This window comes from Bradyrhizobium sp. B120 (assembly GCF_049075665.1).
Lineage (GTDB): Bacteria > Pseudomonadota > Alphaproteobacteria > Rhizobiales > Xanthobacteraceae > Bradyrhizobium.
Window position 1 is genome coordinate 1,819,514 of sequence record NZ_CP185242.1, and the last position, 23,662, is coordinate 1,843,175.

General features: G+C 61.0%; 22 protein-coding genes. All 22 read left to right on the forward strand.

Annotated elements, in window-relative coordinates:
* Position 1 precedes the first annotated feature (1 nt).
* The 22 genes from ACOIX3_RS08555 to sufC all read left to right on the forward strand — a co-directional run bounded on the left by ACOIX3_RS08555 (position 2) and on the right by sufC (position 23,650).
* Complete coding sequence (locus tag ACOIX3_RS08555; RefSeq protein WP_420969367.1) at positions 2-754, forward strand: GntR family transcriptional regulator; 753 nt, start codon at positions 2-4, stop codon at positions 752-754.
* A gap of 11 nt (positions 755-765) precedes the next feature.
* On the forward strand, positions 766-1,746 hold the full coding sequence (locus ACOIX3_RS08560) for a PDR/VanB family oxidoreductase (RefSeq protein ID WP_420969368.1): 981 nt from the start codon (positions 766-768) through the stop codon (positions 1,744-1,746).
* Positions 1,747-3,013: 1,267 nt separating this feature from the next.
* Positions 3,014-3,700: a molybdate ABC transporter permease subunit gene (locus tag ACOIX3_RS08565; RefSeq protein ID WP_420969369.1), complete on the forward strand. Its 687-nt coding sequence runs from the start codon at positions 3,014-3,016 to the stop codon at positions 3,698-3,700.
* A gap of 1,035 nt (positions 3,701-4,735) precedes the next feature.
* Complete coding sequence (locus tag ACOIX3_RS08570; protein ID WP_420969370.1) at positions 4,736-5,836, forward strand: hydrogenase small subunit; 1,101 nt, start codon at positions 4,736-4,738, stop codon at positions 5,834-5,836.
* A 13-nt stretch (positions 5,837-5,849) separates the two neighbouring features.
* A complete protein-coding gene (locus tag ACOIX3_RS08575; protein WP_420969371.1) occupies positions 5,850-7,640 on the forward strand; it encodes a nickel-dependent hydrogenase large subunit in 1,791 nt (596 codons plus the stop codon).
* A 4-nt stretch (positions 7,641-7,644) separates the two neighbouring features.
* Positions 7,645-8,364: a Ni/Fe-hydrogenase, b-type cytochrome subunit gene (gene cybH / locus ACOIX3_RS08580; protein WP_420969372.1), complete on the forward strand. Its 720-nt coding sequence runs from the start codon at positions 7,645-7,647 to the stop codon at positions 8,362-8,364.
* Between the two features lie 11 nt (positions 8,365-8,375).
* Complete coding sequence (locus ACOIX3_RS08585) at positions 8,376-8,960, forward strand: HyaD/HybD family hydrogenase maturation endopeptidase (protein ID WP_420969373.1); 585 nt, start codon at positions 8,376-8,378, stop codon at positions 8,958-8,960.
* 15 nt (positions 8,961-8,975) lie between these two features.
* Positions 8,976-9,266, forward strand: a complete 291-nt coding sequence (locus ACOIX3_RS08590; protein WP_342709636.1) for a HypC/HybG/HupF family hydrogenase formation chaperone — start codon at positions 8,976-8,978, stop codon at positions 9,264-9,266.
* A gap of 200 nt (positions 9,267-9,466) precedes the next feature.
* Positions 9,467-9,913, forward strand: coding sequence for a hypothetical protein (locus ACOIX3_RS08595; protein WP_420969374.1), 447 nt, complete (start codon positions 9,467-9,469; stop codon positions 9,911-9,913).
* A complete protein-coding gene (locus ACOIX3_RS08600) occupies positions 9,910-10,773 on the forward strand; it encodes a hydrogenase expression/formation protein (protein WP_420969375.1) in 864 nt (287 codons plus the stop codon). The genes ACOIX3_RS08595 and ACOIX3_RS08600 overlap by 4 nt, the downstream gene beginning before the upstream one ends.
* A gap of 184 nt (positions 10,774-10,957) precedes the next feature.
* The gene (locus ACOIX3_RS08605; RefSeq protein ID WP_420969376.1) at positions 10,958-11,266 is read left to right on the forward strand and encodes a hypothetical protein; all 309 of its coding nucleotides are present in this window, start codon (positions 10,958-10,960) and stop codon (positions 11,264-11,266) included.
* On the forward strand, positions 11,263-12,357 hold the full coding sequence (locus ACOIX3_RS08610; protein ID WP_420969377.1) for a hypothetical protein: 1,095 nt from the start codon (positions 11,263-11,265) through the stop codon (positions 12,355-12,357). Before ACOIX3_RS08605 ends, ACOIX3_RS08610 begins: the two co-directional genes overlap by 4 nt.
* Entirely contained in the window at positions 12,350-12,691 is a 342-nt protein-coding gene (locus tag ACOIX3_RS08615) for a hydrogenase maturation nickel metallochaperone HypA (RefSeq protein WP_420969378.1), read from the forward strand. The genes ACOIX3_RS08610 and ACOIX3_RS08615 overlap by 8 nt, the downstream gene beginning before the upstream one ends.
* On the forward strand, positions 12,691-13,647 hold the full coding sequence (gene hypB, locus ACOIX3_RS08620) for a hydrogenase nickel incorporation protein HypB (protein WP_420969379.1): 957 nt from the start codon (positions 12,691-12,693) through the stop codon (positions 13,645-13,647). The genes ACOIX3_RS08615 and hypB overlap by 1 nt, the downstream gene beginning before the upstream one ends.
* The gene (gene hypF / locus ACOIX3_RS08625) at positions 13,647-15,908 is read left to right on the forward strand and encodes a carbamoyltransferase HypF (protein ID WP_420969380.1); all 2,262 of its coding nucleotides are present in this window, start codon (positions 13,647-13,649) and stop codon (positions 15,906-15,908) included. Before hypB ends, hypF begins: the two co-directional genes overlap by 1 nt.
* Before the next feature lies 1 nt (position 15,909).
* A complete protein-coding gene (locus ACOIX3_RS08630; protein WP_420969381.1) occupies positions 15,910-16,146 on the forward strand; it encodes a HypC/HybG/HupF family hydrogenase formation chaperone in 237 nt (78 codons plus the stop codon).
* Positions 16,143-17,285, forward strand: a complete 1,143-nt coding sequence (hypD, locus tag ACOIX3_RS08635) for a hydrogenase formation protein HypD (protein WP_420969382.1) — start codon at positions 16,143-16,145, stop codon at positions 17,283-17,285. Before ACOIX3_RS08630 ends, hypD begins: the two co-directional genes overlap by 4 nt.
* Positions 17,282-18,328, forward strand: a complete 1,047-nt coding sequence (gene hypE, locus ACOIX3_RS08640; RefSeq protein ID WP_420969383.1) for a hydrogenase expression/formation protein HypE — start codon at positions 17,282-17,284, stop codon at positions 18,326-18,328. Before hypD ends, hypE begins: the two co-directional genes overlap by 4 nt.
* 856 nt (positions 18,329-19,184) lie before the next feature.
* Entirely contained in the window at positions 19,185-20,297 is a 1,113-nt protein-coding gene (gene ald / locus ACOIX3_RS08645) for an alanine dehydrogenase (RefSeq protein WP_420969384.1), read from the forward strand.
* A gap of 651 nt (positions 20,298-20,948) precedes the next feature.
* The gene (locus ACOIX3_RS08650; protein ID WP_342709650.1) at positions 20,949-21,143 is read left to right on the forward strand and encodes a 4Fe-4S binding protein; all 195 of its coding nucleotides are present in this window, start codon (positions 20,949-20,951) and stop codon (positions 21,141-21,143) included.
* 186 nt (positions 21,144-21,329) lie between these two features.
* Complete coding sequence (gene sufB / locus ACOIX3_RS08655; RefSeq protein ID WP_420969385.1) at positions 21,330-22,826, forward strand: Fe-S cluster assembly protein SufB; 1,497 nt, start codon at positions 21,330-21,332, stop codon at positions 22,824-22,826.
* A 71-nt stretch (positions 22,827-22,897) separates the two neighbouring features.
* Positions 22,898-23,650 (forward strand): Fe-S cluster assembly ATPase SufC, encoded by a 753-nt coding sequence (sufC, locus tag ACOIX3_RS08660; protein WP_420969386.1) that lies wholly within the window; start codon positions 22,898-22,900, stop codon positions 23,648-23,650.
* Positions 23,651-23,662 lie beyond the last annotated feature (12 nt).

The following is a 23,662-nucleotide window of genomic DNA, read 5'->3' on the forward strand; positions in this document are numbered from 1 at the left end:
CATGGCCGAGCGCGACACTGATCGCTCCGTCTCACAGACGGTGCGCGTCCAGCTGAGCTTGCGCGATCTGATCCTGTCGGGCGACTTGCGGCCGGGCGAGCGGATCTCCGAGTTACAGGCGGTGGAGACGACCGGCGCCTCGCGCACCCCGGTGCGAATGGCGCTGGTCCGGCTGGAGGAGGAAGGACTTCTGGAAGCGATCCCTTCTGGCGGCTTCATGGTGAAGGCGTTCTCCGAGCGAGATGTCCTGGACTCGATCGAACTGCGTGGCACGCTGGAAGGTCTGGCCGCGCGCTTTGCCGCCGAGCGCGGCGTTTCGTTGCGCGATCTCGAGCCTCTGAAGGGATGCCTTGACGAGATTGACCGCCTGGTGCGGCAGGATCCAATCTCCGTCGAGGCATTCTCCTCCTACATCGCGTTCAATGCACGGTTTCACGCGCTGCTGACCGAATTGTCACGCAGTGCGCCCTTGATCCGGCAGGTCGATCGCGCGTCTGCGCTGCCATTCGCCTCGCCCAGCGGCTTTGTGGTGACCCAATCGACACTACCGGATGCGCGCGACACACTCTTGATTGCGCAAGATCAACACCGCGTCGTGATCGACGCAATCGAAAACCGCGAAGGCGCGCGGGCCGAAGCAATCATGCGCGAGCACGCGCGAGTGGCGGCGCGCAATTTGCGCCTGGTGCTCAAGAACAAGACGAATTTTGACCTGCTGCCGGGACTGGCGCTCATCAGGATGGCAGGCGATTAGAGGAGACCTGCATGCGGTTCATGGAAAGCTGGACACCCGCAACCCTTGTCGCGACGCGCGATCTGACGCCTGCGATCCGCGAGTTGCTGATCAAACCGGAAAACTTCGATGGCGCAGCCTATCCCGTCGGCAGCCATATCAATATTGCCGTCACTATCGATGGGCGCCCGGAGACGCGGTCCTACTCCTTGGTCGGCGAGGCCGACCGAGCCGGCTATCGTATTGCGGTGCGGCGCGCGGAGGACTCGCGCGGCGGCTCGCGGTACATGTGGTCGCTCGCCCCGGGCGCGCGGCTGGCCATCACACTGCCGGCCTCGCTGCTGCCGATCGACTGGGCGCGCCGGCACTACTGCCTAATCGCGGGCGGCATCGGCCTTACGCCACTGATTGGTGCAGCCAGGGCGCTGGCCCGCCGCGATGCCGACTTTACCTTGCACTATGCTGTGCGTTCCCGTGAGCAAGCCGTCTATTTGGACGTTCTCGCTCCCTTGCTGAACGAGCGGCTTATTGTCCATGCGGGCAACGAAGGGCACCGGCTCGATTTCGATAACTTGTTCGCCTCGCTGCCGCCTGACGCCTTAACGCTCTTGTGCGGTCCGATGCGGATGCTCGATGCAGCGCGCCGGGCCTGGACGGGCGCAGGACGCGCACTATCCGACCTACGCTACGAGACCTTCGGTTCGAGCGGTTCGCTGCCGACTGAAGGTTTCCGGGTGCGCCTTGCAGATCGAGCCGTCGAGATCGAGATACCGCGCGATCGCTCGTTGCTGGACGTGCTCAATGAGGCCGGCTACGAGGTGATTGCGGATTGCCAGCGCGGCGAGTGTGGCGTCTGCGCCATCGACCTCGTCAACATCGACGGTGAGCTCGACCACCGCGACGTCTTCTTCAGCGAGCAGCAAAAGCTTGCGAACGAAAAAATCTGCGCATGTGTCTCTCGCGCCAACGGCACCATCACCGTCGATATACTGCATCGCCCGGACGCGCGGTAGGTTCGCTACAACGCGTGGTTTCGGTGGCGTGTCCTGGCCGATCTCCCGGCACAACTAACGCATGTCCCAAGTTTGTGCCCCGCTATCATAGAACAGCGCGCGCAGGGGGCGGATAAAGACGGTCGGCGACGCCCAATTGTCTTTCTAGGCAAGACAAAAGTTCAGCGCGTTTCTTCAGTCGCGTTATTCTCGCAATGGGACTGTGGAGGGTTTTGCTTGCGCTGGTCGCGCTCGCGCTTGAGGGACCCTAAACAAACCAGCCGATTCGTCGAAGCAGAATTTACGTGAAGATTTGCGTCGAGTGAGCACGGAGCGTTGTAAAACCCCAAGAGCATCTCTCGGGCGGCAAACTCTGTCGTTTCATTGTGCCGTCGCTGTCTGCTTGAGAACACAGATGCCGGAAACCTGACAGCGCGTTAGGTCCACTCCACAGCGAACGCTGGCACCTATGCGCGTTTTTCTCACGCACGCCACAATTCGCAAGCGGCACAGAGATTGCTGGAGAGCAAGCGAGGAGCTGCGCCGTCAGACCGGTCGAAGCGGCCCCGTCACAGGAGTTTCCGATGAGGCTTGCGATGCCGCTCTTGCTCGCAGCAACGACGCGCGTCGATGTGGTGGCCGCCACCAAATCCCGCGTGCCACACGATAAGCTTGCCGCGTTGTCGAAACGGGCGCCGAGGTCCGAGACGGTGTTGAGCGTTACAGCGAGCACCGAGCTCAATAGCCGAGCCACGCAAGCCGCGACATTTCGGGCGTCTCGCTTGGGCGACAGCGTTCGCCCGAGGCGGCTGCTTGAGAACGGCCCTGCGGCTCCGGAAAATCACTTCACCTCTAAGGCGAATTCGACTTCGAACGTCCTGAATGGCGCGGATACGCGCAAGCCGTTGTCGTTCGCAATGCTGTCGAGTTGCCGTCGCGTCGTCGCCTCAGAAGGGACGGTTGGGGCCAACACAACGAACGTGTTCGCCATGTCGGAAGCCGCGCAGCCGAACTTAATACGGCGTGCGCCCATCCCGCAGGCTAATCGATTGATAGAGACCGGAGATCCTGACCTCTGCTCCACTGCACTGTCGCCGCTAACAGGCAGCGAAGCCGGTATGCGTCGGCTGTTAGCGAGCGGCTTTGCGCGTCAATCTGGAAAGACGCCCAGTTCTTGGAGGTTGGACCGGACCAATAGGCGATGCACGCCAGATCCGTCAACGATCCGGAAGTGCAGGCGATCGCTGAACCGGTATGACGACGTACTCTCACCGGGGGGCTGACGCACATGGATGCTTTTTCGGCGGAGATCTGGCAGTCCGTTGCGCTCACGATCGAGCTTGCCAGCGTCACGACGATGATCCTCCTGGTTGTTGGCGCGCCGCTCGCGTGGTGGCTAGCACGCTCAAAGACGGTCTTGAGCGATGCGGTAGCGACAATCATCGCGCTGCCACTTGTGCTGCCGCCGACTGCGCTCGGCTTCTGCGTGCTCGTCCTGCTCGGCCCGAACGGTCCAGGGGGCCTTCTCGCCTCTTTCTGGGGCGAGCACACGCTCGCCTTTACCTTTGCAGGAATCGTGGTCGGTTCGGTCCTCTCGGCGCTCCCTTTGGTGGTGCAACCGATCCGTAATGCCTTTGTTGCGATAGGAGACGCTCCGCTGGAAGTTGCGGCCAGTCAGCGTGTTTCTCCGTTGCATGCTTTCATTACCATCGGCCTGCCGCTAGCGCGACTGGAGTTTCTCAAGGCTGCCGTGATTGGCTTTGCTCATACGATCGGCACATTCGGCGTCGTGATGATGATCGGCGGCAACATTCCTGGGCGCACCAAGGTGTTGTCAGCCTACGTCATAGACTACGTCCAGGCATCGCGCTGGCGCGAGGCAAGTTGGGTTGCCGGCGGTATGGTGATGTTCGCCTTTGCCGTCATTTTTACTTTAACCCTCATCGACAAATGCTGTGCCAGGAGAGGCACATGAGGGCAGGCGCACCTCGCCGGTTCGAATTACCCGCGACGTGGCGGCCCGACATGTCCGATCATGAGCGAGCAGCAGTATTGCAAGCCAGATCCGTCCGTCCTTGGCGAGGACACAGTGAACGCGCCTGTTATGGCCGCGGCGGAGGCCGGAATCAGCCACAATTCGGCACACTCCGCGCCTCTGCTCGAGGTGAGGCGCAATGACGTCGCAGTTTCCAAGCAACGGCGTGCCAGACTAGACAAGTTCTTCGCTCGCGATATCGCAGGCAAGCGGGTACGGGGCGGGGGTGTTGCAATCGCCAGAGACGGCGAGGCTTCGCTACAAGGCGTACGGACCTCGATCCAGAAAACGGAACGTCGATGCGATATTCGCACCCGCGTCTATGACCAAACCGATGCTGGCGGTAATTGGGTTTATGCTGATGGAAAAGGGTCGCCTGCATCTGCGGGCCAAGCTTAGCGGTTCCGGAATTCGAAAACATGAAGGTGGGATGCGGCAGCCTGACGGTTCAATAAAATCGAAGCGCAGAGTTCTCCGATCTACGGCCACGATCTTCATCGCCACACCTCAGCTATGACGGGTCCTCGCATAGCTCTGATCAAGTCGCGCGTCTCTGTCGGGGTTTTGCGGCTGCGCCGATCAGGGCGACAAGCATGTTTTCAACGAAGGCATTGCCAAGCTGCCGCTGGCGCATCAACCAGGGTCTAAATCGGTGACCGATGTGGTGCCCGGCAACGGCACCAACTCTGTCAAGCAATCGTCATGCCGCGCGCCGTGCTTAAAGCGAGTATGACGCATCCGCCGCGCAGCAGCAAACCGTTGCTTTGTTGGAGTTCCCACGTCGACGTTTAAAACCGGACCATTAACGCGATGGGCGACCAGACGCGAGCTTGTGCCTCGCTAGCTGTGCTCGCCAATCCGCATTGCAGACTGCCACGCGGCGGCTTGGCATCTGCCAAGTGCTTCTTGTGCCGTGGCCTGTTTCTTGCTGCTGGACGTCATTCGTGACGGCCGACGAGACACTTGGAAGGGTTCATGGGCGGGGCAACGGAAACCTTCTACAGCGTGATCAGACGCCAGGGTATCACGCGTCGCAGTTTCAACAGATTCTGCAGTTTAACGGCCGCGAGCTTCGGACTCGGTCCGCTCGCTGCAAGCGACATTGCCGCCGCTCTGGAGACCAAACCGCGTGTGCCCGTCATCTGGCTGCACGGGCTCGAGTGTACCTGCTGCTCGGAAAGCTTTATCCGCTCGGCCCATCCTTTGATCAAAGACGCACTGCTGTCGATGATTTCGCTCGACTATGACGATACGATCATGGCGGCGGCAGGACATCAGGCCGAAGCCATCCTGGAGGAAACCCGTGCCAGGTACAAAGGCAAGTACCTGCTTGCCGTCGAAGGCAATCCGCCGCTGAACGAGGGGGGCATGTTCTGCATTGACGGCGGCAAGCCGTTCATTGAAAAGCTCAAGTCGATGGCGGAAGAGTCCATGGCGATCATCGCTTGGGGCACATGTGCGTCGTGGGGGTGCGTGCAGGCGGCCCAGCCAAATCCGACTGGCGCGGTGGCGATCGATAAGGTGATCACCAACAAGCCGATTATCAAGGTGCCCGGGTGCCCGCCCATCGCAGAGGTCATGACAGGCCTGGTGACCTTCATGACCACGTTCGGAAAGCTTCCGGAGCTCGATCGCCAAGGACGCCCAAGGATGTTTTATTCCGAGCGCATCCACGACAAGTGCTATCGGCGTGCCCATTTCGACGCTGGCCAATTTGTCGAGGAGTGGGATGATGAGGGCGCACGCAAGGGCTACTGCCTGTACAAGATGGGTTGCAAGGGGCCGACCACCTACAATGCCTGTTCGACCGTTCGGTGGAACGGCGGCGTTTCATTCCCGGTTCAATCCGGCCACGGCTGCTTCGGCTGCTCCGAAGACGGCTTTTGGGACAAAGGTTCATTTTACGACCGGCTCACGACCATCAAGCAGTTCGGCATCGAGAAGAACGCCGATCAGATCGGCATGGCCGCTGCCGGCGCGGTTGGACTGACCGTCGCCGCGCACGCGGCCGTCACGGCCGTGAAGCGGTTGACCCACAAGCCGGATCGCGCAGCTCACAGAAGTAAACCGAGTTGAGGGGAGGGCGACTATGGGTGTCCGGACACCGAATGGGTTCAACCTCGATTCTTCCGGTAAGCGAATTGTCATCGATCCGCTGACCCGGATCGAAGGCCACCTGCGCGTCGAGGCCAATCTCGATTCCGGCAACGTGATCCGCAATGCAGTCTCGAGCGGGACGATGTGGCGTGGCATCGAAGTCATCCTGCGCGGGCGCGATCCGCGGGACGCATGGGCGTTCACCGAGAGGATTTGCGGTGTCTGCACCGGCACCCATGCGCTCACCTCTGTGCGCGCGGTTGAGAATGCGCTAGGGATCTCCATTCCGGAGAATGCCAACTCGATCCGTAACATCATGCAGCTGTGCTTGCTTGTGCATGATCACCTCGTGCATTTCTATCACCTGCACGCGCTGGATTGGGTCGACGTGGTCTCCGCGCTCAAGGCCGATCCCAAATCGACCTCCGCCCTGGCGCAGTCTATCTCGCCCTGGCCGCTGTCGTCTCCTGGGTATTTTAAGGATTTGCAGATCAGGCTCACCAGATTCTTTGGATCAGGGCAACTTGGTCCGTTCAAGAATGGCTATTGGGGTCATCCGGCCTACAAGCTACCACCGGAAGCGAACCTGATGGCCATGGCGCATTATCTGGAAGCGCTCGACTTCCAGAAGGAGATCGTCAAGATCCAAGCCATTTATGGGGGCAAGAACCCGCATCCGAACTGGCTGGTCGGCGGCGTGCCTTGCGCGATCAATATCGATGGAACTGGCGCGGTGGGCGCGATCCATATGGAGCGGCTTAACCTCGTGTCCTCGGTCATCGACCGTTCGATCGAGTTTGTCGAGCAGGTCTATCTGCCCGACATTGCAGCGATCGGCTCGTTCTACAAGGACTGGCTCTATGGCGGCGGGCTTTCGGGCAAAAGTGTGATGTCCTATGGCGACATCCCCGAAAGCGCCAACGACTGTTCCGAGAAAAGCCTCAAGCTGCCGCGCGGCGTCATTCTTGATGGCAATCTCAAGGAGATCTTGCCGATTGACCATGGCGATCCCGAGCAGATCCAGGAGTTCGTCGCCCATTCATGGTATAAGTACCCGAGCGAGTTCTGCGGTCTGCATCCCTGGGATGGCGTCACCGAGCCGAGCTTTCAGCTTGGGGGAAAGGTCAAAGGCAGCAGGACAGATATCAAGGAACTCGACGAAGGCGGCAAGTATTCCTGGATCAAAGCGCCGCGCTGGCGCGGCCACGCCGTCGAGGTCGGGCCGCTGGCACGATACATCATCGGTTGTGCGCAAGGCAAAGCCGAGTTCAAGGAGCCGGCCGAGAGACTGCTCAAGGGGCTCAATCTTCCCCTGACTGCGCTGTTTTCGACGCTTGGCCGTACCGCGGCGCGAGCGCTCGAATGTCAGTGGGCGGCGCATCAGATGCGTTATTTCCAGGACAAGCTGGTGCTCCACATCAAGGCCGGCAATACCGCAACTGCCAATGTCAGCAAGTGGAAGCCGGAAAGCTGGCCTAAGGAGGCCAAGGGCTACGGTTTCACTGAGGCGCCGCGCGGTGCGCTCGGGCACTGGATCAAGATCAAGGACACCAAGATCGCCAATTACCAATGTGTCGTGCCGACGACGTGGAACGGGTCGCCTCGCGATTCCAAGGGCAATATTGGCGCTTTTGAAGCCTCCCTGATCGGTACTCCGATGGCGGATCCGCATCGGCCGGTCGAGATCTTGCGAACGATCCATTCCTTCGATCCGTGCTTGGCGTGTTCGACCCACGTGATCAGTCCTGCCGGCCAAGAAATGGCTTCAGTCAATGTTCGTTAGGCACATGTTGGACAAGGCTCCGCACCCCCTTACGGCCGTCGATGCGGCACCGACCGCTCGCAGTGTCGGCCATGGCGTCGCCTACGTTTATGAGGCGCCGGTGCGACTGTGCCATTGGGTCAATGCGGCGGCCATTCTGGTGCTGGGTATATCCGGTTATCTCATTGGAACTGGGACACCGGCGATGCCGGGAGAGGCAAGCGGCAATTTCCTGTTTGGCTATATCCGCGTTGCGCATTTCTCTGCGGGATATGTGCTCGGCGTCGGCTTTCTGCTGCGCATCTACTGGGCCCTGATGGGAAACCCGTATGCCATGCAGATCTTTTGCGTGCCGCTCTGGCGCAGGAGCTTTTGGCGCGAGGTGTACCACGAGATTCGCGGGTATGCCTTCCTTGCAGTTGAGCCCGAGAGGCGTGTCGGGCACAATCGCCTAGCTCAACTCGCAATGTTCTTCATGTTTACGCAGACGATCACGTTCATGGTCGTCACAGGCTTTGCACTTTATGGGCAGGGCGCCGGCAGTGACAGCTGGCAGTACGAGCTGTTCGGCTGGGTGTTTGCAATCTGGCCGAACAGTCAGGACGTCCATACCTGGCATCATCTCGGCCTGTGGGTAATCGTGAGCTTTGCGCTCGTCCATATCTACGCGGTGATCCGGGAGGACGTCATGTCGCGCCGAAGCATCTCCTCCATGATTTCGGGTGAACGCGAGTTTCGCGATTGACAGGGAAGCGGATGCTGAGTCCGAAAAACAAGAAGCGGATCCTGGTGCTCGGCATCGGCAATATCCTGTGGGCCGATGAGGGATTCGGCGTGCGAGCGGTCGAGGAGTTTCACCGCCGCTACGTTACCCATGACAACGTCACCATCCTCGACGGTGGCACGCAGGGGCTCTACCTCGTCAGTTTTCTTGAGTGGGCGGACTGCCTGATCGTGTTCGATGCCATCGACTATGGACTGCCGCCCGGGCAGTTGAAGCTCGTGCGAGATGACGAAGTGCCGAAATTTACCGCTGCCAGGAAGGTGAGCCTGCATCAGACCGGCTTTCAGGAGGTCTTGAGTGCGGCCGACCTGCTTGGCCGCTGCCCGCGAGAGCTCGCTCTCATCGGCTGTCAGCCATTGGACCTGGAGCATTGGGGCGGTCCGCTGACTGCTCCGGTGCGTTTTCAGATTGCGCCTGCGATTGAACTGGCTTGCAAACTGTTGGTGCAGTGGGGCTCGCCGCCAAAACTGCGGACGGCGCCGCTGCCTGCATCAGGACGGCTGTTGGCGAATAATATCGACCGTGCAAACTATGAAACAAGAGCGCAGCCGATCTAGCGGCCGCGGCTGACCATGTGCCTTGGCTTGCCAATGACGATTGTTGAGACAGACGGCATCACGGCGCTGTGCGAGCATGGCAATGAACAGCGACGTGTCTCGGTCATGCTGCTCTCCGACGCGTCGCTCGGCGCGAAGGTGCTGGTCCATATCGATACCGCGGTGCGGCTGTTGGACGAGGATGAAGCAAGGCTGATCTCGCAAGCACTCGACGGGCTTGAGGCCGGCCTCAACGGCCAGGACTGCGATCGCTTCTTTGCGGACTTGATCGGTCATGAGCCGCAATTGCCCGAGCACCTACGCTAGTGGTGCCGCTTGCGGACGTTGCGCTGCCTACGCTTGCTCACATATCGAATCTGCAATCGCGGGCGCCCTCTACACGAAAAAATCAAGCGCCTTGAGCCGCTGATCCGAGCGGGGAAACGCGATCGCGGCGAGACGATGATTGGCATGTGCCTTGCTAATACCCCGCTTAGTAGAACCAAACATTATCATAAAGGCGTCTGATGAAATTCCAGCCGGCGCAGCATGATCTGGCACGGCCCCGTCTGTCCGAGGTGGGGAGCGTCAGCGCCGATGGGCGCCTGGCCACGCACGATCCCATGAGGGCAGTCGTGGTGCTGCTGTCGGCTGCCGATCCCCTATATTTGCTCTGGGCCATCCACGTCGCAATCTCTCTTTCTGAACTGATCAAGGCGCTTCGGCGGCGCATGCGAGGCGCAGTGACTGCGCGCGGCGCTAGTGGCGAACTGGACAGACGGCTCGGCCTGCGTGGCCTGCCGACGCCGATCCTGTACCATCAGCGCGATACACTCCGCCTGACCGGCAAGAACCAGGTCCGTTTTGTCAAGATGGACCTCATCTCGGCACCGATCGTTCGGCCACACGCCCCTAGCGCTCGTATCGCCAAGAGCCTTGCCCCCTGGCACACCCAGCGGAACGTCGCATCATGAAAACAGCGGCCAGCGTCCTATCCGAAGGCGCCGAGCAGGCGGTAAGCGACTTGCCACCCGACGCGGAAAGTCTCGGCGTAATCCATAGCGGGCCGACGGCTGTGGGGGCGCTCACCAAGCGCGCTTGGCGCGATGGCGACGAGCTTGCGAGAATCTGTCCGAATGCCACCGCGCTGTTATCGAACGCCGCTGATGCCGTTGGCGGCCAGAAAAGCGGCGCGCGGACGCAACTGTACAGCCTGGCGAATCTCAGCGATCTCGAGCGCAAGCTGATTTCCGAAGTGCTTGGGGAGGGCGAGGTTGCCGGCGTCGTTGCCCTGCCGGATGGCTCTTTGGCGCAAATCCGGGAGGCCGTGCTGGCGGGCATCTGGCGCGTGCGCATCGGGTCGGAGCCGGCACACGAATATGTTGAGATCGGGGCGATCCCGCAGATCGTGCGGCGCGCCGCAACTGACCTGACGTCCCCCGATCTTGTGATAGGCTCGGCGCCGGACGGCGCGATGAACGTGCTCCCGGTGCTCGCCGAAATACGCGAGCGGGCCCACGCCTGGCGGCCTGGCATGCGCGCGCATGTCATCAATCTCACGCTGCTGCCGATGAGCGCTGTCGACCTGGCGTTTCTGCAGCAAAGCGTGGGCAATGGTCCGGTCCAGCTCATCTTCCGCGGGTACGGCTCATGCCGAGTGCAGGCGACCGGAGTCCGGAACGTCTGGTCGGTGCAGTTCTTCAATTCTATGGACAACATCATCCTGGATACGCTGGAGGTCGGCGGCGTGCCGATCGTAGCGTTGGCCGCCGGCGAGGATTTCGAGGATTCCGCCGAACGCTTGCACGAAATCATCAAGGCTTACTTCCCATGAAGAGCTTAGAGAATATTTGGTATCCGGCGAGCTTTCGCGGACGGCGCGCGCATGCACTGTGGCGCGATATTACAGGTTGCCGCAGACATCTCCCCCGACGCTCGAACGAACCGTTCGGGGTCGAAATGATCAGATTTCGCATGCGTGAGCGCGGGTCGTTGGCATGTTGCGCGCGCCTTGGGTCATGAAAGTGGTTGTCATCCTGCGTATCGGCACTCGGCAACCGCGTTTTGAGCGGACATCGCGAGTTCGAGCCGACAAAATTGAGCTTATTGTCAGCGAGATCGCGCTATTGGGCTTGATCGCCTGCTGCTCGCTGTTGTCGGCGTCCTTCGTTCGCGAAGACGTGCGGTCCGCCCGTGCCGAAGCGGCGGTCCCTGCCATGATGTGGCGGGACGACCGGCCAGCATCGCATCGGATCCACGCGCCAGATCTCATTTCGAGCGACCGCTGGCATTTCTTGCGCGAGATGATGGCGGAACGGTACGCATGAGCTTCACCGCCCGCAACAAGATCGAAGTCACCGTATCGCTTGCTGCCGACGCAATCGCCGCAGTCGAGATCCTGCCGCGAGTCCGGCCGCCGCTGGCGCGGCTGTTCGTCGGCAAGCCGACCTTGTCGTTGCTCAAGGCTCTGCCGCGGCTCTTCGCGTTGTGTGCCGCTGCGCAACAAACTGCATTACTGTCCGCGGTCGAGGCCGCGCGCGACCAAGAGATCATCCGCTCGACAAAGCAGCGTCGTATTACCCTCGTCGTTGCCGAGCGCATCGCAGAATTGCTGCGTAGTCTCTTTGTCGGACATCTCATGCCGAACATCGCCAATGCGGCTGCGATCCGCTGCCTGATGCAGGGAATGTCAGTGCTTGTGGGCAGCGCACAGCCAGCCTTCGGGTCTGCGCGACGCGAAGCGATAGCGCAGATTGCGACTGCGCTGGCCGCGCTCGGCATAACGAATGAAGATGGCGCGCTGAGACCAGGGAGCCCATTCGCGCTGCGCATTGCGGCGCTTGATGAGGTCGACTTGAAGTCATTCCCGATCGAGCACTCGTTCCTGTCCGTTGCCGACGACCGCAACATCGTTGAACGGCTGCTCGTGGATGACGCGACATTTTGCTATTGTCCCGATCTTGCGGGACATGCGCCCGAGACGGGTCCATGGGCGCGCCAAATGACGCGTGATCAGCTCCCGCTGGGCCGGTCGGGTGCGGTCGAGCGGCTGAAGGCCAGAATTGCAGAAATCGTTCGGCTATGCTCTTGGCTCAAGGCCGGTGCTCATGCCGATTCGGCGGAGCATGGGATCATCGAAAGCTACAGACTAGGTCCTGGCCGTGCAGCGGCCGCGGTCGAATGCGCCAGGGGGCGCCTCTATCACGCGGTTGAGCTGGATCCTCAGGGCCAGATATCCCGCTTCGAATTTCTTGCGCCCACGGAATGGAATTTCCATCGGCGCGGACCGCTTGTCCGGAGCCTGCAGGGCGCGGTGCTGACGGCGCGACGACATCAGGATGCGGTTCGTGCGGTGATTGCATCGCTCGACCCCTGCGTCGGCTTCACACTCAATTTTCGCGAAGTTGGCGATGCATGAAATGGCGCTTTGTCTGGGCATCATCGAAATCGTCGAGCAGGAGTTGCGTTACCGATCGTTTTCGCAGGTGCGGAGCGTCTGCCTGGAGATCGGGGCGCTGAGCCATGTCGCGCCCGAAGCGGTCATGTTTTGCTTTGCAGCCGTTGCAGCGCGGACCGTTGCCGACGGCGCGGTGCTTAAAATCGTCGAACTCCCCGGCCTGGCCTGGTGCATGACCTGTTCGAACAGCGTCGAAATTGCACGGCGAGGTGAGTGCTGTTCTTGCTGCGGCAGCTATCAGTTGCAGGTAACCGCGGGCGAACAGATGCGAGTGAAAGAGCTGGAGATCGATTGATGTGTACCGTATGCGGCTGCAGCGAACAGGCGTCCTTAACCGGACACACCGAAGCGCATGATGCGCAAGGCAAGGGGTGTTACCGTCCTCATGTGCAGGACGATTGCGATCGCCATCATGTCCATCCGCATGGTGACCAAGGCCTGCAGCATTCATATCAGGCTCGCCACGGTCATAATCACCACGATCGTCCTGGCCATCTGCAGGATCATGGTAGGCAGGCGTTTCTGAGCTGCGGCGCCGGCCCCGCTGCCTTGAAGGTCGCGGGCATGAGCAGCGACCGGGTCATTCAGGTCGGGCGCGATATCCTTGGCAAGAACAATAGGATCGCGGCGGACAACCGCGCGCGCTTCGTGGCCGATGGCCTGCTCGTGTTTAATCTTGTGTCCAGTCCCGGTGCAGGCAAAACGTCGCTGCTTGTCCGCGCCGTGTCCGAGCTCAGGCGCAGCCGCCCGATCGGGGTCATCGAAGGCGACCAGCAGACCTCGAACGATGCCGAACGCATTCGGGCGGTCGGCGTGCCAGCTATTCAAATCAATACCGGCAAGGGTTGCCATCTCGATGCTGCAATGATTGGCGAGGCTTATCGCCGCTTGCCGCTGCTCACGCGAGGTATTCTCTTCATCGAGAACGTCGGTAATCTGGTCTGTCCCGCGGCCTTCGATCTTGGCGAGGCCTGCAAGATCGTGGTGCTATCGACTACCGAAGGTGAAGACAAGCCGCTCAAATATCCCGATATGTTTGCCGCTTCTTCGCTCATGCTGATCAACAAGATTGATCTGGCGTCAGTGCTTGAGTTCGAGTTGGGCAGGACCATCGAATATGCAAGACGCGTCAATCCAACGATCGAAGTGCTCGCGGTTTCGGCGCGTACCGGCCAGGGTTTTGGCGCGCTCTACGCCTGGATCGATAAACAGGCGGCGCATCAGCGGCACATCGTAGAGGACACAAGGTGATGAGCGCCGCCGCCGCTTGTGGCGACCGAAAACGGCTGCGCGTGCGCGTGAGCGGGGCTGTGCAAGGGGTCGGCTTTCGTCCCTACGTCTATGGCCTCGCCACGCGGTACGGATTGGCGGGATTTGTCATCAATGGCCCCGATGGCGTCACGATCGAGGTCGAGGGTGACCGTGCATCGGAGTTTGCCGCCGCTTTGCCGCTCGAGGCACCTCCACTGGCGCGCATTGACCACATCTGCGTTCAGGAGACCGCGGCGCTCGCGGTGAAAGACTTTTCGATCGGCACGAGCGAAGGTGGCAGGTTGTCAACCCGGATCGTCGCCGATGCCGCGACCTGCCAGCAATGCCTCGGTGAGTTGTTCGATCCAGAAAGTCGCCATTACCTCTATCCCTTCATCAGTTGCTCGCATTGCGGCCCGCGCTATACCATCGCCGAACGGCTTCCGTACGATCGCCGCAACACGGTCATGGAGGCTTTTAGGCTTTGTGCCGCCTGCGTGGCTGAGTATGTCGATCCGGCGAGCCGCAGGTTCCATGCGGAGGCGATCGTGTGTCCGACATGCGGCCCTCGGCTCAGCCATGGGATCAACGCCATTGTCGCGGCGATCGCCGGCGGTCAAATCGTGGCGATAAAGGGGCTGGGCGGGTACCAGCTGCTTTGCGACGCGCGCAACCAGGGCGCCGTGCAGCGCTTGCGCAGCAGAAAGCAGCGCCTTGAGAAGCCGTTTGCGGTCATGGTGGGTTCCATAGAGCGGGTCAATGAGATCGCGGACGCGAGTGCGTCCGAGCTTGCGCTACTCGAATCCGTAGCTCGCCCCGTCGTCCTTCTACCCACGCGCAATCATCTAGCGCCCGGCATAGCTCCTGGCTTATCTCGTGTGGGTGTCATGCTGCCTGTAGCCCCGCTGCATCACCTCATCTTTCATGCGTTTCGCGCGACAGGAGCATGGTTTGAGGGGCCGGGCCCCGTCATCGTCGCGACCAGTGCCAATCTTTGCGGCGAACCGCTATTGATCGACAACACGCAGGCGCTGCGGCGGCTCGAGGGGATCGCCGACCTTGTCGTGACCCATGATCGCGAGATCCTAACGCGTGCCGACGACTCCGTGGTGTCGGTGGTGGCGGGCCGGCCCCAATTCATTCGTCGCGCCCGTGGCTATGTTCCCGAACCGATCCGGCTTGCGAGGTCCGTGCCGCCCGTGCTCGCCGTCGGCGGCGCGCTGAAATCGACTGTCACCATCACGCGGGACAACGAAGCGTTCGTGTCCCAGCATATTGGCGATCTCGATACGGCCGAAGGCATCTGTGTGTTCGAGGAGACGATCCGGCACCTCACATCGACCCTTGACGTGGAGCCTGTCGTCATCGCCCATGATCTGCATCCCAATATGGCGTCTACCCGGTTTGCGGAAGCAAGCGGCCGCGCGCGGGTCGCTGTCCAGCATCACCACGCACACGCTGCCGCCGTCATCGCTGAGCATGGCCATGCGGGACCTGCGCTTGCGGTGGTGCTCGACGGCCATGGCTTTGGCTCCGACGGCGGCAACTGGGGTGGTGAGCTCTTGTTGTGCGAAGGGACGAGGTGTCGACGCATCGGGCATTTCGCGCCCCTGCAAATGCCTGGCGGAGATCGTGTAGCCCGCGAGCCGTGGCGCATGGCGAGCGCAATATTGCAGTTGCTCGGCCGGGGAAACGAAATCGGGCCCCGCTTTGCAGCGCAACGGCAGGCTGAGCGCATGCAGGCATTGCTTGATCAGCCGGGCGGGGCCACCACGACCAGCGCGGGCCGGTTGTTCGATGCAGCGGCGGCGCTGCTGGGGATTGCGAGTGTGCAAAGCTATGAGGGCGAAGCCGCGATGAAGCTCGAGGCGCTGGTGCGGCGGACTGCGATTTTTGATGCCGGCTGGACGATCGATGGCGGCGTGCTGTCGCTTCGTCCGCTGTTTGCACGCTTGATTGCAGACAAGATTGACGCAGCGGACGGAGCCGGGCTGTTTCATGGCACCTTCGCCGCCGCCTGCATTGACTGGGTCACGCGCTCTGCGCGAACGACCGGGGTCAATACCGTCGTTCTAAGCGGCGGCTGCTTCCTGAACGTGGTGCTGGCGGATGAAATCCAGCGCGGTTGCAGCAGCGGCGGTCTCATCCCGCTGATGCCACGGCAGGTGCCACCCAATGATGGTGGCTTGAGCCTCGGCCAGGCCTGGATTGCCGCTCTGCAGATTGCCGAACAGTCGTCAGCCCTGGAAGGAACAGCCTGATATGTGTCTTTCGGTCCCGGCAAAGATCGCGAAAATTCTTCCCCACGACATGGCGATCGTGTCCATCGACGGCGTCAGCCTGGAAGTATCGATCGCTCTCATCGACGAACTCGACGTCGGCGACTGCGTCCTTGTCCATGTCGGCCATGCGCTGGCCAAGATCGACCCCATAGAAGCCAAGCGCACCATGGAGCTCCTGCAAGAGCTAGGCAGCGCAGGGCTGGAGCTCCGATCATGAAATATGCCGACGAATTTCGCGACAAGACCATCGCGCAGGGGCTGGCGCGTGCGATTGGCGCCGAGGCCGGTCCACAGAGGGCCTATCGGTTCATGGAATTCTGCGGCGGACACACGCATGCGATCTCCCGCTACGGCCTGGAGGATTTGCTGCCCGCCAACGTCCGCATGATCCACGGGCCGGGTTGTCCCGTCTGCGTTCTGCCCGCGAGCCGGATCGACATGGCGATCCGGCTCGTCGAGCGGCCGGAGGTCACTCTGTGCGTCTACGGCGACCTGATGCGCGCGCCTGGGTCGCAAGGCCAGTCCCTGTTGCGAGCCAAAGCGCTCGGCGCTGACGTTCGGATGGTCTACTCGACGCTCGACGCTATCCGGCTCGCCGAACAGGTGCCGAGCCGGGAGGTGGTCTTCTTTGCCATCGGATTTGAGACCACGACGCCCCCGACAGCGGTGATGATCCGGATTGCCGAGAAGAAGAAGCTGAAGGGCCTCAGCGTGTTCTGCAACCACGTGCTTACACCGTCTGCGATGCACAGCATTCTCGAGAACCCGAAGATCCGCAATATCGGCGGGGTCGCAATTGACGGCTTCGTCGGCCCTGCACATGTCAGCACCATCATCGGTACGCGGCCTTACGAGCCTCTGGCGGAACAATTCGGCAAGCCGATCGTGATCGCGGGATTTGAACCGCTCGACGTCATGCTGGCGATCCTGATGCTGGTGCGGCAGGTGAACGAAGGCCGTTACGAGGTGGAGAACCAATACAGCCGCGCTGTGACGCGCGAAGGCAATCGGCGTGCCAAGGACGAGGTCTTGCAGGTATTCGAACTGCGGGAGCAGTTCGAATGGCGTGGGCTTGGACTCGTACCCAACAGCGGACTGAAGCTGAAGGGGGCTTACGCGCGATTTGACGCCGAGGCGCGTTTTGCGATGCACGAGCTACGTGTAGCCGACAATCCGGCGTGCGAGTGCTGCGCGATCCTGCGCGGCGCCAAGCGGCCGGTTGACTGCAAGCTGTTTGGAACCGTCTGCACGCCGGAAACTCCCATCGGGTCCTGCATGGTCTCATCGGAAGGTGCTTGTGCCGCGTATTGGACATATGGCCGAGTTCGCGATGATGGCGTGAGGCGGACGTCATGAGCGTAAAGGCCTATCCACGCAAACTCGACCTCGAGAACGGACGCGTTGATCTTTCCCACGGATCCGGGGGCCGTGCCATGGCACAGCTGATCTCGGGCCTTTTTCACCAGGCCTTCGGCAATGAATGGCTCGCCCGTTGCAATGATCAGTCGGCGTTTGACGTTACGACAGGCAGGATGGTGATGACGACCGATAGCTATGTGGTTTCGCCGCTGTTCTTTCCCGGTGGCAATATCGGGTCACTCGCCGTGCACGGCACGATCAATGATGTCGTCATGGCCGGCGCGCGTCCACTCTATCTATCGGCCAGCTTCATCATCGAGGAGGGGTTCCGGTTTTCGGATCTGAAGACGATAGCGGATTCGATGGGCGCAGCGGCGCGCGGCGCCGGCGTTTACATCATCACGGGGGACACCAAGGTCGTCGAGCGCGGCAAGGCGGATGGTCTGTTCATCTCCACGACCGGGATCGGGGTTCTGGCCGATGGGCTCGATCTCTCCGCCGACAAAGCAAGGGTCGGGGACCGTGTCCTGGTGTCCGGTAGCCTCGGCGATCATGGGGTGGCGATCATGTCAACGCGCCACAACGTCGCCTTTCAAATCGAGATCGTCTCGGATTCCGCAGCGCTGCATAACCTTGTAGCCGTCATGGTCGCGGCCGGTGGCCGCGGCATCCGGGTGATGCGTGACCCCACGCGCGGCGGTCTTGCCGCCTCCCTCAACGAGATTGCGCATCAATCTGGGCTCGGGTTCCGTCTGCAGGAAGCGGCCATTCCAGTGAAGCCCGCGGTTGCGGCCACTTGCGAACTTCTTGGACTTGATCCGATCCATGTCGCTAATGAGGGCAAGCTCGTTGCGATCGTCGCGCCCGATTTGGCCGATGCCGTGCTTGCAGCCATGAAGGCGCATCCGCTCGGATGTGATGCGGCTGATATTGGCGAGGCCGTAGCTGACGATCACAAATTCGTACAGATGGCGACCAGTTTCGGCGGCGGACGAATTGTCGATTGGTTGTCGGGCGAACAATTGCCCCGGATCTGTTGAACACGTCACGCTCGGTTGCGGCGGGCATGAAGGCGTCATGCATGCGCCTCTTCCGAGTTTTGGGAGACCAAATTTGAGATCCATGGTCATTAGCCATCAGCACCGAGAAACGGGCCTTAAATTTGCGGCCAGTCCTGCTCAACTGGCGGGCTGCGATGTTCACTCGTCAAGAAATTCGGCAAGGCCTGGTTTTTCGTTGTTAGTTTTTCCACGATCCGAGAACCCAATCCGAAACGATTTATTGCCATCGCGCAGTTCGCGGTAGCTCAACCCACGCAAAGTCGTTGCTCCCACTCGCCGCTCCAAGGCTGAAGGGAGGCGTGGGCCGCTCCTATGAGACTCTTTACAAGGCTTCGACTTGCATCGTGCCGCTTGATTTTGGGCCTACTGTGCACAAGAGCAGCCTTGAGATCAGAGCGCGATCTCCGCTCCTGAATCTAGGTGGCTCAGGAGAACGGACTGACCACCAAGGTTCCATGCAGTCATTGACCTCGCGTACAGCCAACGCGTGATTCGCAGGCAATGAGATGAGGATACGTTCGCCCAGCGCGGAAGGCCCCTTTGTCATCGCCGCGGAAGGTAATTCTGTAGACGTTATCAAGACGTCCCACCGTTCCATTATATTCCCTTTCGTTCAGCAGCGGGCTGCCATTGCGGTCGAGAGCCTGTTCGCTTCGGCCGCGGAGGGAACGATGGTCAAGCTCAGAGTGGTCATTCAATCCACCCAGTATCTGTTTGTTTGAAATCCTGCGCCGCCGGTCAAAGATCGCTGAAATCCTGCGCCATTTGCGCGCCTGCGTCGCAATATCGCTGTGCTCTTCCGATTAGAAAAGCTCTCCAGGCAGGGAGTTTTCAAATGAAGGTCGGAGTTCCCAAGGAAATCAAGGCGGACGAATATCGCGTGGGCCTTACCCCTGGAGCTGTTCGCGAATACGTGGCCGCCGGCCACCAGGTGATGATCGAGACCAATGCTGGCGCAGGCATTGGTGCAACCGACGACGATTACCGCAAAGCCGGCGCAACGATTCTAACTTCGGCAGTTGAGGTATTCGCATCGAGCGAGATGATCGTAAAGGTTAAGGAGCCTCAGCCATCCGAATGGAGCCAGCTGCGGGAGAGCCAGATCCTCTTCACTTATCTGCATCTGGCCCCGGATCCGGAGCAGGCCAAGGGGCTCCTAAAATCCGGGTGCACAGCGATCGCCTATGAGACCGTAACTGATGCGCATGGTGGTCTTCCACTGCTGGCACCGATGAGCGAGGTCGCGGGTAGACTTGCGATCGAAGCGGCGGGTAGCGCCCTGAAGCGGAGTGCAGGCGGACGAGGGCTGTTGATCGGTGGGGTGCCCGGTGTTCAGCCGGCCCGGATCGTGGTGATTGGAGGTGGCGTCGTTGGTACGCACGCGGCGCGCATGGCGATCGGTTTGGGCGCAGAGGTCACCATCGTCGACCGCTCGATACCCCGGCTCCGCGAGCTGGATGAGCTATTTGAAGGGCGCGTTCGGACCAGGTTCTCGACCATCGGCTCGGTGGAGGAGGAGGTATTTGCGGCCGATGTGGTGATTGGTGCGGTGCTCGTTCCAGGTGCGAGCGCGCCGAAGCTAGTCCGGCGGGGCATGCTGGGCTCGATGCGTAAGAGGGCGGTGATCGTGGACGTCGCTATCGATCAGGGCGGCTGCTTTGAGACATCGCACCCAACGACTCACGCAGATCCAACTTACGAAGTGGATGGCGTCATTCATTATTGCGTGGCCAATATGCCCGGCGCCGTGCCGCTGACCTCGAGCGAGGCACTGAACAACGCCACGCTGCCGTTTGGTCTGGCTCTGGCCAACAAGGGTTTTTCCGCCGTGCTCGAAAATCCGCACCTGCGCGCGGGCCTCAATGTCCATCGGGGCCGGCTAACCTACAAGGCCGTGGCCGAGAGCCTCGGGCTCCCGTTCTCACCGATCGAACAGGCTGCGGCCTGATCCCAGATTCCCTTACGGGGCGTTTTCTCCCAGACTTGGGCCACCCTTCGGGGTGGCTTTTTTTCGGTTCTATCAATCCGCTAAACGCTGTTATCTGTTTGGAACGTGGAGCGAAGCCGGGACCACCCGACGATCGCGCTTGGATTTCAGTCGTCCTCGTGATGCGAAAAAATGTAGTTTTCGCCCGCCACAGGGCGCCTGAATGCAGGTTTGCCGGCGGGGTTTGAACATAGCGTGCAGCGGCCCACCCAGAGAGCCCGTGGTCATCGGCGTGACTTTATCTGGCGCGATCGCCGCGAGCGTTTCTGGCCGTGCTGTGGATACGCGCCGAATCCGCTGCCGGTGAGCAGAGCCAATATGATGGGCCAGGCGACCTGATTGTAGCCGCGTCACCGCAGCCATCGGAAGGATGGCGCCCTGGGGCTGCGAACGCCTTCACCTGGTCGGCTGACCGCCGTCAGATCGACGATGCGCTCAAACCATGGCATCGAGATCAAGCTACTGTGATGCTGATTGTAGGATTTGCGACACGCCGTCGAGGCGGCGCCATGCGCTATGGAAAATAGCCGAGACAAATCAAGCCTAGGCTCTTTGGCACAAGACTTGAACGCAAGAAACCGTCCCGCACCTTCTGCTTATGGAATCGCAGTGATGGCCTACAAGATAATCGCGTCCCAGTGCACCGTCTGCGGTGCGTGTGAGTTTGAATGCCCCAACGCCGCGATCAGCCTGAAGAACGACATCTATGTGATCAATCCGACCAAGTGCACCCAATGTGAGGGGCATTTTGACGCGCCGCAATGCGCCGTCGTTTGCCCCGTGCCCGAGACCTGCGTGCCGGCATAAGGAGTAGCTGATGAGTGGGACTCCGGCGCGAAGCATGATGACGACACTACCGACGGCGTCCGTCTTTTGGATCCGACGCCTGATTCTCGCGCTCGCCGGCCCCGAGTTGGCCGTGACTTGCGCGATCAGCCCGGAGAGGGCGGGCCGGAACTGGCTGGAGTCGTCCTTGCGCGAGCGGAGTGGGCAATGGTAGCTGTACAAGAGACGGTCGAGCGCGTCCGGCGCATCGACGTCGACCAGTATCGTTATGGATTTGAGACGCTGATCGAGTCCGACAAGGCCCCGAAAGGCCTGTCGGAAGACACCGTCCGCTTCATCTCGGCAAAGAAGAATGAACCGGCCTGGATGCTGGAATGGCGTCTGGAGGCGTATCGCCGCTGGCTGACCATGACCGAGCCGACCTGGGCGCGCGTCAACTACCCGAAGATCGACTATCAGGATCTTTATTATTACTCGGCGCCGAAGCCGAAGAAGACGCTGTCCTCGATTGACGAGATTGATCCGGAAATCCTCAAGACCTATGAGAAGCTCGGCATCCCGCTCCGCGAAGTCGCCGTTCTCGAGGGCGTCGAGCCGCCGCCGGGCGGACCGCCGTCGGCCAATCGCAAGATCGCGGTCGATGCCGTGTTCGATTCGGTGTCGGTCGCGACCACCTTCCAGAAGGAGCTGAAGGCGGCCGGCGTGATCTTCATGCCGATCTCGGAGGCGATCCGCGAGCATCCCGAGCTGGTGCAGAAATATCTCGGCACCGTGGTGCCGACCTCGGACAATTACTTTGCGACGCTCAACTCGGCAATGTTCTCCGACGGCTCGTTCGTCTACGTGCCGCCGGGCGTGCGCTGCCCGATGGAGCTGTCGACCTATTTCCGCATCAACGAGCGCAACACCGGCCAGTTCGAGCGCACGCTGATCATCGCCGACAAGGGCTCCTACGTCTCCTATCTCGAAGGCTGCACCGCGCCGCAGCGCGACGAGAACCAGCTGCACGCCGCGGTGGTCGAGCTCGTCACGCTCGATGACGCCGAGATCAAATATTCGACGGTGCAGAACTGGTACCCCGGCAATTCCGAGGGCAAGGGCGGCATCTACAATTTCGTCACCAAGCGTGGCGATTGCCGCGGCCGGAATTCCAAGATCTCCTGGACCCAGGTCGAGACCGGTTCGGCGATCACCTGGAAGTACCCGAGCTGCATCCTGCGCGGCGACAATTCGAGCGGCGAGTTCTACTCGATCGCGATCTCGAACGGCTTCCAGCAGGTCGATAGCGGCACCAAGATGATCCACCTCGGCAAGAACACGTCGAGCCGGATCATCTCCAAGGGCATCGCCGCCGGCAAGTCGCAGAACACCTATCGCGGCCTCGTCAGCGCGCATCGCAAGGCGACCGGTGCGCGCAACTACACCGCCTGCGACTCGCTCCTGATCGGCGACAAATGCGGCGCGCACACCGTGCCCTATGTCGAGGCCAAGAATTCCTCGGCGACGTTCGAGCATGAGGCGACCACGTCGAAGATTTCCGAGGACGTGCTGTTCTACTGCGTGCACAGAGGCTTAAGCGAGCAGCAGGCCATCGGCCTCGTCGTCAACGGCTTCGCGAAGGATGTTCTGCAAAAACTGCCGATGGAGTTCGCGGTGGAAGCACAGAAGTTGATTTCGATCTCGCTCGATGGATCTGTCGGTTAGCTAAACGTCCCGCGAGCCCTCCCGAATACGGCTCGCGTTCCGAATGACGCAATTCAAGGGATCAGATCAAAATGGCGCTACTCGAAGTCCGAGATTTGCATGTTGGTGTCGAGGACCGCGAAATTCTTCGCGGCCTGGATCTTGCGATCAATGCGGGTGAGGTGCACGCGATCATGGGGCCGAACGGCTCCGGCAAATCGACGCTCTCCCACGTCATCGCCGGCAAGCCGGGCTATGAGGTGACCGGCGGACAAATCCTGTTCAGGGGCGAGAACCTCCTGGAGATGGAGGCCAATGAGCGCGCCGCCAAGGGCGTGTTCCTGGCGTTCCAGTATCCGGTCGAGATCCCCGGCGTGACCACCACGAACTTCCTGCGCACGGCGCTGAACACCCAGCGCAAGGCGCGCGCCCAACAGGAATTCTCCACCCCCGAATTTCTGAAGAAAGTCCGCGAGGTCGCCAAGTCGCTCAACATCTCGCAGGACATGCTCAAGCGCGGCGTCAATGTCGGATTTTCCGGCGGCGAGAAGAAGCGCAACGAGATTTTGCAGATGGCGCTGTTCGAGCCGAGTCTGTGCATCCTGGACGAGATAGATTCCGGCCTCGACATCGACGCGCTGCGGATTGCCGCCGACGGCGTCAACGCGCTGCGCTCGCCGGAGCGCGCGATGGTCGTCATCACCCACTACCAGCGGCTGCTCAACTACATCGTGCCCGATGTCGTGCACGTGATGTCGAAGGGCCGGGTGGTGAAGAGCGGCTGTAAAGAACTCGCGCTGGAGCTCGAGGCTTGTGGCTACGCCCAATTCGAGGACGCGGCCTGACGGCTCAAGGAA